This window comes from Paenibacillus sp. FSL P4-0184 (assembly GCF_038004625.1).
In the GTDB taxonomy this organism is placed as follows: Bacteria; Bacillota; Bacilli; order Paenibacillales; family Paenibacillaceae; genus Paenibacillus_AQ.
Map to the genome: position 1 here is coordinate 1,488,896 of NZ_JBBORN010000001.1, position 12,235 is coordinate 1,501,130.

Annotated in this window: 12 protein-coding genes; 1 reads left to right on the forward strand and 11 read right to left on the reverse strand. The window is 44.3% G+C overall.

The features are described from left to right. Positions 1–3: 3 nt before the first annotated feature. From MKY52_RS06305 to MKY52_RS06345, 9 genes are all read right to left on the reverse strand, one after another. On the reverse strand, positions 4–2,157 hold the full coding sequence (locus MKY52_RS06305; RefSeq protein WP_341050450.1) for a glycosyltransferase family 39 protein: 2,154 nt from the start codon (positions 2,155–2,157) through the stop codon (positions 4–6). Between the two features lie 219 nt (positions 2,158–2,376). Then, the gene (locus tag MKY52_RS06310) at positions 2,377–2,922 is read right to left on the reverse strand and encodes a DUF1697 domain-containing protein (protein ID WP_341050451.1); all 546 of its coding nucleotides are present in this window, start codon (positions 2,920–2,922) and stop codon (positions 2,377–2,379) included. Between the two features lie 28 nt (positions 2,923–2,950). Then, a complete protein-coding gene (locus MKY52_RS06315) occupies positions 2,951–3,769 on the reverse strand; it encodes a phosphotransferase family protein (protein WP_341050452.1) in 819 nt (272 codons plus the stop codon). Between the two features lie 14 nt (positions 3,770–3,783). Further along, positions 3,784–4,080 (reverse strand): antibiotic biosynthesis monooxygenase family protein, encoded by a 297-nt coding sequence (locus MKY52_RS06320; RefSeq protein ID WP_042184604.1) that lies wholly within the window; start codon positions 4,078–4,080, stop codon positions 3,784–3,786. 19 nt (positions 4,081–4,099) lie between these two features. Next, positions 4,100–4,726 (reverse strand): hypothetical protein, encoded by a 627-nt coding sequence (locus tag MKY52_RS06325; RefSeq protein WP_076285896.1) that lies wholly within the window; start codon positions 4,724–4,726, stop codon positions 4,100–4,102. 126 nt (positions 4,727–4,852) lie between these two features. Further along, a complete protein-coding gene (locus MKY52_RS06330; protein WP_081382979.1) occupies positions 4,853–5,962 on the reverse strand; it encodes an endospore germination permease in 1,110 nt (369 codons plus the stop codon). Between the two features lie 23 nt (positions 5,963–5,985). Then, positions 5,986–6,198 carry a hypothetical protein gene (locus MKY52_RS06335; RefSeq protein WP_143759527.1) on the reverse strand — a complete coding sequence of 71 codons (213 nt, stop codon included), beginning with the start codon at positions 6,196–6,198 and terminating at the stop codon, positions 5,986–5,988. Continuing rightward, on the reverse strand, positions 6,191–7,354 hold the full coding sequence (locus MKY52_RS06340; protein ID WP_341050453.1) for a Ger(x)C family spore germination protein: 1,164 nt from the start codon (positions 7,352–7,354) through the stop codon (positions 6,191–6,193). Before MKY52_RS06340 ends, MKY52_RS06335 begins: the two co-directional genes overlap by 8 nt. Beyond that, positions 7,351–8,901, reverse strand: coding sequence for a spore germination protein (locus tag MKY52_RS06345; RefSeq protein WP_341050455.1), 1,551 nt, complete (start codon positions 8,899–8,901; stop codon positions 7,351–7,353). Before MKY52_RS06345 ends, MKY52_RS06340 begins: the two co-directional genes overlap by 4 nt. Before the next feature lie 221 nt (positions 8,902–9,122). Between MKY52_RS06345 and MKY52_RS06350 the strand changes: the two genes are divergently transcribed. Beyond that, positions 9,123–9,440 carry an MGMT family protein gene (locus MKY52_RS06350; protein WP_042184593.1) on the forward strand — a complete coding sequence of 106 codons (318 nt, stop codon included), beginning with the start codon at positions 9,123–9,125 and terminating at the stop codon, positions 9,438–9,440. Here the strand turns inward: MKY52_RS06350 and MKY52_RS06355 are convergent. Together MKY52_RS06355 and MKY52_RS06360 are read right to left on the reverse strand one after the other, a co-directional pair. Continuing rightward, positions 9,437–10,138, reverse strand: coding sequence for a DUF1361 domain-containing protein (locus MKY52_RS06355; protein ID WP_341050456.1), 702 nt, complete (start codon positions 10,136–10,138; stop codon positions 9,437–9,439). The two genes, MKY52_RS06350 and MKY52_RS06355, sit on opposite strands and share 4 nt — an antisense overlap. Positions 10,139–10,369: 231 nt before the next feature. Continuing rightward, complete coding sequence (locus MKY52_RS06360) at positions 10,370–12,148, reverse strand: SulP family inorganic anion transporter (RefSeq protein WP_341050458.1); 1,779 nt, start codon at positions 12,146–12,148, stop codon at positions 10,370–10,372. Between the last annotated feature and the right edge of the window lie 87 nt (positions 12,149–12,235).

Below are 12,235 nucleotides of genomic sequence, written 5' to 3' on the forward strand. Positions count from 1 at the left end.
TGCCTAGTTTTCATTAACTTTGTATAATGTCCCGCTGTTTCCTCCATCGCTTCCTGCCCAATCGGCTGCTGGAACTTCTGTACCATTCTCTGTGATCCAAGTCGTCAACTCGGAGCTTCCCCCGCGTCCACCACCCATACCACCGCTATTGATCAGGAAGTACCTCACCTTTCCGCTCTCTACAAACGACTTTAGGGTATCTGGGGTATACACGGTGTCTGAGTTAGAAAATCCGTTCAAAATAACAACCGATGCACCCTTGTCAACGATATAAGGAGCTGCTGTGCCATAATCCAATGTAGCAAAAAGATAAGGCTCCCCAGTATTGTTCTCCTCCAAATAGGACAACAGACTCTCATTCGCACTTGCGGCGCTATTACGTCCAAAATTGCTTGGACTTCCTCCCATTCCCCCTCTCCCCTCACTACTGCTCGGGCCCGCCTCAGGGGTTTGACTGTTCAAGCCATAAGTAATGGGAGTCGCTGCCCAGTAGAGCGGCCCAATTAACAATACTAATACGGCTGCAATGCCTGTCGTATAAATAAAGGATTTCTTCTTGCCTTTAAGAACTACCAGTACCAGCGAAACCACTATGCCTGCAGCTAAAATCCCAATGGACCAGCCACTGCCAATCGTATCGTTATAAGGATGAACAATGTACCACTGGAAACCTGCTGTAACCAGCGTTGCGGCTGGCAATAACCAAGACAGCCAACCAGAGTGCTCGCGATATAGCGTCCACAGCTTTGACCATCCTGCACCGACTAACGCTGCAACTGGCGGAGCCATCATCACCAGATAATATTGATGGAAGAACCCTGCGATACTGAAGAACCCCATAACGGGCACCAGCCACGCTAACCAGAAGAGAGCTTCTTTATGTGCCTGAGTAAAGTTCTTTCTCCGCAGATTGGCGAATAATCCAATGATGCCTAGCAATACGAAAGGCAGCATCCAGCTAGCTTGACCTGACAGTTCTGATTGGAACAGGCGCAGTGGGCCTGCTGTTCCTGTATTGAACATTCCGCCTCCGCTTCCACCGCCATTCATGCCGCCGCGATTTCCTCGCCCGCCGTCGTCGCCACCAAATTGCCGGCCTTGACTGTCTGTTCCACTAGGAGGCTGACCTGGTGCACCTCCATCATCGTCACCAGTCTGGCTATTCGAGGTCGAATTTGTGCCTTGCCGGCCCGAAAATGCTGCACGTCCACCATCAGTGCCACTATTACTGCCTGACCCATTCATAGCTGGCATCTCGCCGTTCATGTTCGGCATCTCACCATTCATAGCGGGCATTTCACCGTTCATGTTTGGCATCTCACCGCCATTCATTCCTGGCATTCCACCGCCACCACCACCTGCCCCGCGATCCCCCGTTAATCGGGCAACACCATTGTACCCAAAAGCAAGATTCAGCACTGAATTGGTACCACTGCTGCCGATATAAGGCCGTTTGCTGGCGGGAATCGAATCCACGATCACTGCCCAGGATAAGGAGACTACAAGCAATATTGCTGTGGAGGCTGCCAATACTCCCGTCTTCCGCTTCCAGTTCACTTTGGCAGCTAAGACATAAAAGAGATAAAAAGCCGGTAGAACCATGTACGCCTGTAGCATCTTCTCGTTAAACCCAACACCGATTAACGCAAATGCGGTAAGAACGCTGCCCATTTTGTTACTCTTCGTCCCTTTAAATAGAAACCATGCCGCGAGCAGAAGGGTGAATACAAGCAGCGCATCAATATTGTTCGTCCGGCTGACTGCCGCTGCTACCGGAGTAGTCGCCATGACTAGAGCTGCTATACGTGCTGCCGCTCTGCCAAAGGTAGGCTTCACCAGCAGGTATACAAGTAACACGGAGCCCACGCCGCCGAGTGCCTGTGGCAAAATCACACTCCAACCATGCAGCCCGAAGATAAGCGCGCTAAGTGTCTGAATCCAAAAGGTAACTGGTGGTTTATCCACCGTTACTGAACCCGCGGAATCCAGTGAAGCGAAGAAGAAATTATGAAAGTTCTGCAGCATACTTCCCACCGCGGTGGTGTAGTATGTATTCACATAGTGGTCATTCCAAACTCCATAACCATACAAAAAAGCGGCAAGTAATAAAATGAGCCAAAGTATAAGATTCGAGCTTATTTTTTTGAACCTACTCATCTCCATCCACTCCTATCCTTTGATCGTCTATAATTCCGGCAGTTCTGTGCCCCCGGTTCAAACTTTCTGTAGGTGTATTATTTCACCCTTACCTTAACTCTCAATGAGTCCAAGCTGAATGTTTGCTGAATATACAAGGCCGCCAGAACGCAAAAAAAGCCCCACAACTGTGGAGGCTTTCTGTTCAAATCCCAACCCAAGCAAATATTTTAAAATAGACTATTCCATCCTGCCCATAGTAACGAGCTTATTCACCGTATTCCAATTACGTGCTGTAATCGTCATACCCAATATTCTGTCAAAAGGAACCTTGAAAAGCGGCGACTGGCTCACACTGACCTCATATAACACGTACATCTCTCTGCCGACAAAACGCACTTTATCGGGTCCATTCTCATAAGTGCGCAGTTTATCCAATGCATCCGCTGAAGGCTCGGCTGGTAAAAAAGTAACATACCATCTTTTGAATTCCTCTGGCTCGGAGAGCTGAAAGGGATCGTTAGCGATCACGTTCTCCATTTCTGCTAAGGTACGGATAATAACAGAGACCTCGAATCCAAAAACCTCATGAATCTTACGTTCAATGACTCCAGTAAGCAGACTCTCCGAACCTTCATCACTCTCAAATACAACATTTCCGCTCTGAATATACGTTCGTACATTTTCAAATCCAAGAGTCTGAAACATCGCCTTCAGGTCCAACATTTTAATAATTTTGTTCCCGCCGACGTTAATTCCACGCAGCAGCGCAATATAGGTAGTCATAGAATACGCCTCCGTTTTTGTGCCATGATCAGCTTACCTCTGCGGCTACGGTTTGTAGACGTTTACGAATTTCTTTTACCAGCAGCTCCTTCTCTGGAGGCGAAAGCCCCTCCACCAGACGCGCGGCAGCGATCGGCAAAATCCAGCGGTCTACGTCCTCATAAGTATGTCCTGATAATCTGAGATACTCTTGAATATATCCCTTAGTTAATTTTTTTCGGATAAAACCAAGCATTAATTTGGAGAATGCAGAAGCTCCCGGAGGCATAGCTCCCAAACTGAACATCACTACGGAACGCGCAGCATCTCCAGCAGGTTCTCCCACTACACCTGTCATCCAGTCGATCACCCAGAGTTGTTCATCCATAAGCACATTGTCGGGATGAAAATCCCCATGACATAAACGAGTGCCTTCCGGCAGCTTCTCCAGATACTTCAGAATGACGGATTTCTCCTCTTCGCTCAGCATAGGTGCTTCCAATATCTGACTTTTCAACATATCCTTTTGCTGGCCGATTTCCTCTGTAGTTTCAAGCTTATGCAAATCACAATGAAGCCCCGCCATCAGCCTGGCATATTGGGTAACTTTCCAAGGCTTCTCACCCATCACCTTTAGTAAAGAGGGACCCTGAATTTGTTGAAAAACGATACCTTGTCGATTCTGTTCAAAAATAAGCTCAAAAGGCTGAGGTGTCCGAACACCCCGCGCATGTACAAACTGGCTGATTTTATATTCCCGGCTGACGTGTTGCTCTGCTATATCCTCCCGGTACAATTTAAGAATCCTCTGATCGTCATGCTGCCAGATCTCCGCAGTTCTGCCTTCCCCAACAAGCTTCGCCTTCATTCTACATCCTCCATTTAGTCCAGATTAATGCGGGTAAAATGCTCAACAACCGGAAATGGATCGTAGTAATGGTGAAGTAGCGCCTTCCATTCCTGATACTGGCTGGATTCTCTGAATCCTATAGTGTGATCTTCAAGCGTTCTCCACTTCACAAGCAGCAGATACTTATGATCATCCTCCAAGCAATGTTGCAATTCATGCCCTATGTAGCCTTCGATCGAAGAAATTAAGCTTGATGCCTCCTTGAAGCTTTTTTCAAATTCAGTAGTTAAACCAGGCTTCACTTGCAGCATCGCAGCTTCCAAAATCATAATCAGCATCCTCCAAAGGTTATGTATTTAAAGCATCACGGAAAAATTCATGATAAAAATTAATAATAACAAGCAGAATGGCTAGTGACTCGTTGACCAGCTCTACCTCAAGGCTATGATTAGCATCATCGATTCTATACACTTTTAAATGATGAAGCCCACTAATTTCACCAGAAAGCTGTTCGCTAAATAAAGGGTCGCTTCCGCCATAAATTACAGTCCCACGACTCTGCTGTATCAAAGGGATCGCCTCAGGTAATGGTGTTATATATAGATGAGACGTCTTTTTCTGTATTTCTAGCTCTTCTGCAATTCTCCCTGCTATGACCGAACCCACGCTTTTGCTAATGAATAGAATCTTTTTGTATTCAGGAAGAGATGCAATGGCCGCCTTACATTCCTGAATGAGAATAATCATTTCATCACGCTTAAAACCTACTCTAGCACTCTGGTAGCCATATTCAAGCAGCAGGACATCGCAATTATGTTCCCGAGCTGCTTTGGCCGCATAATCTAGCAGAGGGCGTTCAGCCGAGTAATTTTTACCTGGAAAAATAACAGCCAATGCCTTAGATCCTTGAGTAATATATTTATGTCTAACCTCTCTACCCCAATAAGAGGACATAATGATGTTGCTGACGTTCATACCTGTTTCCCTCTTTTCTAAAACAAACATTCTATATATATCTATCATTATAGCTAACTTATGTTTAGTTTTAAAATCAAAGAATTCCTAATCTTTACTAGAGATCAGGAATGTTCGAAAGTAGGTCTATTGCTGTGATGCCACCTGCTTATTTTTACTTTTACTAACCTTAATTTCAGCACAAATCCACAATACCAACGGAATAATTACCTGAAAAGGAAAGGCGTAGATTTTATAAATATGGTAAGAAAAATACTGCATCTCCATGATATCCTTGTACACAAAATCCGCAAGATAAATCATTAACAGTCCTATTTGGAGTACAACAGATCGATAACTCTTTAACTTGAATACTTTAGCTAATCCTATGCTTGCTACGTACAGACATACACTCGCTTTTATGAATGTTGTGATTACAAATGCAACCGCCGATGAAGCTTCAATTCGCGTCAGAAAATCGCCTACATTAATACGCCCTGCAGACACATAAGAGGGAAAATATTGACCGGACAGTACTTCAGGACCAAGCATTAGCAGATTGCGCAGTGTAACTATAAGAATAACCACCCCAGAAATCAACACATTTCCTAATAAAATTTTCTTCGCTGAGCTCTTGCCCGATAAACTACTGAATGCTCCTAGAAATATTACAATCTCTGCAAATGGAAAAGAAAACAGACCCAGCGTATCGCTAACTACCGGGTGCCAACCTTTATCGAACAAAGGAAGAAAGTGATGATATTCCAGTTTGGAAATGGCGAGTGTAAGAATTACTATCTCCACTGCGACGGTGAACAGAAGCAGAAGTTTGGCACTTCTCCCCAGCACCTCAATCCCCGACTTAACCACCCAAACGCCCAGTAGACCAAGACATAACATAGGAGCAAGCATCGGGGTTTCGGTCAAGGCAACCGTCTTACTGAATTCCCCAAAGACATTGAGAACTAGCGCCCCCAGATGAAAAGCGTACCAAATGTAGAGACAGGAGATGAATCGCCCGATGACTTTGCCAAACACAGCGATTAGCATATCAAATAAATCCTTACCTGGAAAAATAAGATGAAGTCTGGCATAGATCAATAGAAGAGGAACAACTAGCACCATGGCAAGAAGGACGGAAATCCAATTGCTGTTACCGGATTCCTCCGGAACTCCCATAAATATCGAAGTACCCACAGTAAACAGCACAGCAATACTGATAGCATGACCTGTAGGTATCATCTCTTTGTTCATCATCTATCTCCTTTTAGTCTTTTCCTCTAAAATAGCTTTTTGATCCAGAATTCCAGCAACGGTGAAGGACTAGGGATCGACCACTTCATTGCCAAAGCAAAAGCAATGCAAAATGAAATTAGACATAATGCGGAACAGACATAAAAATCCCGTTTCATTCCCTGTTTTAACAGTCCGTAAGGATCAATCAATACGATAACCGCATAAATAAACACCACAACAACAACCAATTTAATCACCTTTTTGATGGATCTTGATAGATCTTGACGTCTGCGCACTACTGTCAATAATCACTTCGGAATTCACAACGACTTCCACTTCAGAGAATTCCTTTCCCCAGTCTTTCTCAATCTTCTTCCAGGTCTGTGGCATTTGCTCATGGAGAAGCTCACCAAACCCAAAAATATCAGCATGATAATCTTTCTGTACTCTATGGATAACAGAAAGGATAGCCTTCTGCAATTCCTCCCCAGCCCGCTTCTCTATAACTTTCTTGCTATCACGGTTAGTGAATTCCTCCGGAGCCTTCACCTCATCCAGTCCGGTATGCGTTAACGTATTTATTTGCATTTGGAGCTTACCCTCTACCCAAACCGGCTTTACTTTTGTTCTATTGGACAGAATTTCAAGGGAAAAAGCGGGCTTTCCGTTTTTGTCATTTACGGCTAAAACCCCTCCCTTGATTTGATTATTGGCAAACAGCATGTATTTAGTTTCTTCACCGCTGATCGTGCCGATCATTTTATCCATGGAGAATATCGCTGCTCCACTTACCCGAGCATTTTTTATCTTGTTTGTTTCATGAATATATATAAGTGGTGCTATAGCATATTCGCCAGAGGCCTCTAACTTATCAATGAAATCCCAAATTTCCACGACGGGAGCAGTACTAACACTTTTCTCAAATCTCATCTGTTGTGCAAGTGCATAGGCCATAATACTTTCCGTTAAACTACTTAAATTGATGATTTCCTGGGCCGTCTTCTCTTTGGAGACAAATATATATACATCCGATCTAGTTTCTGTATCTCTGTTATACCAATCAATAATATTGATAACCCCTTCTCGGGCGATCTCCTCACTGAGGATAATCGCCTTAGAATGGCTCCAAAATAATTTTTTCCCTGTGATAGAGATCATTCCTCGCACAATATCAAACATCGTCTCCCCCGTGAGAGAAAGCATCTTAAAGCCAGCCTGACTTGATTTGGAGCCTTCCTTCGTGTCCACAATTTCAGCAGTTACTAACAGCTTTCCATCTGATGCCCCTTTATCAATCGCCACCCCGGCTACAATTGACATGTCTTCAATTTCAATGTAGTTCCAACAACCCACAGTACTCATAAGCACGATCAAAGACACAATGGCAAGAACCATCCTTTTCCACTTGTTCATGGTCGTCTCCCTATTTTGTTGGACCCTTTTCTCTTCATATTTCGTGCCCCGATCATTGCCGGTCGTAGATACATATGCCACCACGGCGCTCTGATAGCTGTATCCTTAATGTCCTGCGGACGGATGGAACCTATCCCTAGCATATAAGGAACCCCAAAGGAGCGAAGGCTCATCAAATGAACCACTAAACCGAGCATTCCAAGAAAATATCCATAAATCCCTAGAAAAAAAACTGCAAATAACAGAACTGCTCTTACTATGATTAACGGACCCGTCAGCCTTGGATTGAGCAGCGTCATGATCCCTGTTAAACCGACTACAATAATCATTGGGGCACTCACTAATCTTGCCTCCACAGCCGCTTGCCCCAACACAAGCGCCCCCACGATACTGATCGCCTGCCCAATATAGGTAGGAATCCGTTCGCCCGCCTCTCTTAGGATTTCAAATATGGTTAGCATGAATATGGCCTCCACTACTGTAGGAAAGGGGACTGCTACTCTCGCAGTAGAAATGCTGAGCAATAACTGGGTGGGTATCATCTCCTGACTATAAGTTACCAAGGCCACATATAGAGCCGGAATACTAACAGACAGCAAAGCTCCAACCATTCTTAGCATTCGGTTGAATGAACCAAAATAAAAGTTAATGTAATAGTCCGAACTCGCTTGAAAATTCTCCACAAATACATAGGGTACAGTCATCGCATACGGACTACCTTCCATAAGTAAGGCGACTCTGCCCTCCATTATTTTACTGACTACGGAATCCGGTCGTTCTGTACTTCCTGTCATCTCAAAAGGTGAATATGGCTCGTCTCTTATTAATTCCGAAAGAAATGACGTATCGAGAACAACATCTATATCTACCTGCCCTAGCCGATCCTGCAATTCTTTAACAATATTTGGTGATACTAGGCTTTCCATATAGCAAATGCATATCTGTGTGTTAGAACGTGATCCGATCTTGCTAAAAATAAACTTCAAGTCGGAATCTTGTACTCTTCGGCGGATTTGGGTCAGGTTAACTATCAGCGATTCTGTAAATCCTTCCCGCGGGCCATAAACACTCTTCTCGGTCACTGGCTCCGTAATAGCCTTTTTATCCCAGCCCTGTGCATTAATATTGAGAACACCCGCATAGCCGTCCAGCAGTAATAAGGTCTTGCCAGCTATAATCGCACTGATCATTTCATTTAAATCTGTAGAGGCAACTACATCCGAAATGTTAATGACCTGCGTCCTAATTTTCTCCATTAGCTCCGCTGGGTTGCCATAATCCATTCTGGTGAAGTCAAAAGCCATCAATGGCTTAATAACACCCTCCTGAATCATATGCTTATCAACCATCCCGTCAACGTTAACTAACCCAAAGCGAAGAGCTTCACTGCCCTCATTATTTATCACTCTGATTCTAAGTGTTCCATCGTCCTTGAATATTTGCCGAAAAAGGTTCATCATTTCATCCAGTGACGTACTTAGAGTCTGCCCAGACTTCTTATTTTGTTGAGAATCTTTGCGGTTACCATCTGCTGTCTGTTTCTCCACAGTAGTCACTCCTGTCACAATAGTTTCCTAGAAATTATCCCCCATCTCACTAAGTACTATCCGCCAAAATTATACTGTAAAGGGATCAACTTCTTCGCAAAGGAGAGTAAACTCCATCCGTTAAAATAAAAAAAGCCGCTTTAGCAGCGGCATGTTGAATGGTTTATGATTGTAGTGATCATCTTGTATAATTTGATAAAAATAAGAGATAGGAGCTCCCTATGACACCATTTACAGAACAAGTGATTCGTATCATACAATCTATACCTGAAGGAAAAGTGATGACTTACGGTGGCGTTGCTCGTGCGGCAGGAAGCCCAAGAGGCGCAAGGCAGGTAGTTCGTATCCTTCACTCCATGAGTAGAAAATATAAGCTTCCCTGGCATCGGGTTATCAACGCCAAAGGAATGATCGCCTTGACTGAAGATGAATCCAACTCCCTCCAGAAGCTTTATTTACAGGAGGAAGGGATTATTTTTAATGAAAAAGGTGTGGTGGATCTGAAGCAATACCAATTTGATCCCGAATTTATGGATTAACCACGCATGCGCTTAGCGCCCCTTCCTCTTTCACTGGTTCCAAGACCATTCAGCAAGCAGTACATCGTAGCGTAGATAACCAGCAATACAAACGCAATGAACAAGCTAAAAAATACCGACTGTCGATTCAAGCTGTCCATAACCAGTTGGTACAACTGATGCCGGTCCGTCAGTACGTCCCAGCTATTCAGCCTGTAGACTCGGCCAAGCAAGACACCATACCCCCCAAGTACACATGCTGCGAGTACGAATATCCAAGAGAACAGCAGGCTGCTCTTGCGATAAACAACCGTCTGGAACTGGTATAAAGAGAAGAACCCGGTCAACCAGCCGCTCCAAGTGAACAATAAGAGGGTAACCAGATCATACCAATACCGATTCTGAATGGTGCCATCCACGATATATCTGCTTTTTCTTATCGTCAGATGCACCAGATCCGTCATGAGATAAGGCGCGTTCGGAAAGAACAGCAGCCAAGCGACGCCTAGCGGAACAAGCAGCAATCCACCTATCTTCCTTTTATCCAGTTCATAAGCAGCCATAGAGAACAGGAACGGAATCCAAGCCAGGAATAAATTCCAGAGTAAAAATGCATAAAACGAATCCGTCTGTAGTGACACTACACGATATACGGCCAATGTCGCCACAGACAGACCTGCCAAGAGCATAAACACCTTCGGATAATGCAATTCCTTCATGAGCTTATATTCTCCTTATCGAGATAGTTTACATCTAACTTATACCCAATTGTACAAATTTGGCATTCCCAAGTCCAATCTCAAGCATAACCGCCTTTGTCGTCCTTATTAGGACGATAAGCGTTTAAGCGAGAAATATAAGGATAATATATGATGTGAAACTTAAATTCTTATATTTGAACAGAAAAACCCGGACGCAGAAACGTCCGGGCTGACTCTTATCTATTTCACTCAAAGACCACTATTTAGTTCAGGTGCAATTACAGGTTTCTTACGCCCTTTCAGACCGCGCACACTTCCCGCCTCTTCCAGACAGGAGAACGCTGTACACTCCCTAAAAGCGGCATGGCTACATCCAATACACTTGTTGTAATCGATGCTGTTAAGTGCGTCATTAATGGCTTCCCCGGTGTGCGGATAAAACTGAGCCTCACCTATGGTACTATACAGTCCAGTTCTCTTGAGTAGCTCAAGCGGCTGTGGCTGAATACCTGAGATCATAAGTTTCCCTCCAACAGCTTGTAAATGCCTCACCAGCTCTGCTAAATTGGATTCTCCAGTGGTATCCATGAAGGGTACTTTCCCCATCCGCATTAATATAATTCTAGGTTGATCTGAACCATAGCTTGGCATAGTGTCATCGAATCGATAAGCAGCGCCAAAAAACAGCGGACCTTCCACCGTGTAAATTCCAATTTGCGGACAGTCATGACTCTCCGTAACCATATGTGCCTCTACCTTAACGGACTTCGGATCTGGCAGCACTTTGGCTACCAAATGAACCTCTCCCATTCGTTTCACAAACAGAATAACCGCAAGAATTAATCCCACCTCTACAGCCAGCGTTAAATCTGCAAATATCGTTAACAAGAAGGTGATGAATAACACCAAGGAATCGCCGGTCTTGATCTTAAGCAGATGAAGGAACTCTTTACGCTCACTCATATTCCAAGCTACTACCATTAAGATCGGTGCCATCGCAGCTAAAGGAATACTGGAAGCATAGGGTGCGAGCAACAGGAGAATTAGAAACACCACAACACCGTGAACGATCCCCGAGATCGGAGAAACAGCGCCACTCTTGATGTTCGTCGCTGTTCTAGCAATTGCTCCTGTCGCTGGTATGCCCCCGAACAATGGAGCAGCAATATTTGCGATCCCCTGACCGATCAGCTCTCGGTTACTATTATGGCGGCTGCCTGTCATTCCATCCGCTACAACAGCGGATAACAATGACTCTATAGCACCTAGCATCGCAATGATAAATGCCGGACGAATTAGCAGGGTAATTCGTTCCCAAGTAATGTCCGGAAATCGAAAGCTCGGTAAGGTATTAGGGATTTCTCCGTAAGCAGAGCCAATCGTAGTCACTTTGCCGCTAAAGAATAACGCAGCAATCACAGTCGCACACAGAAGACCTACCAATGATCCAGGCACCTTCGGAGCGAATCGAATTGCTAGGATAACGACGGCAAGACAAATCACGGCGGTCAGAATACTGTATCCATTCATCGTCGATAGATGAAGCCCTATTTCTTTCATATTATTTACAAAGCTCTCATGCCGTTCTATATTCCTTAGTCCAAGGAAATTAGCAATCTGCCCGGTGAAGATAATGACCGCTATCCCTGCTGTGAAACCAATCGTTACTGGCCTCGGAATAAACTTAATCAATACACCCAGCTTTAATAATCCCATGAGAACTAGAATAACCCCTGCCATCATCCCAGCGATAAGTAAGTTCTCATAGCCATACTCCATCGCAATGGCAAACAAGATAGGAATAAAAGCACCTGTTGGCCCACCAATTTGAAATTTTGATCCTCCGAACAATGAAATACATATTCCGGCAACGATTGTCGTGTAAATGCCATACTCCGGTTTTACACCAGATGCAATAGCAAATGCCATCCCCAAAGGAATGGCAATAACACCAACGATTGTTCCCGAAATCAAATCCTTACGAAATGCATTCATGTTGTAGCCTTTATATCGGCCCCACCCTGTCATGATCAAACCTTCTTTTCTTTAAATATCTGATTATTTGAATATAAGAAGAACATTACTCTAGGACGCAACTGTTGTCAACGCCAAAAT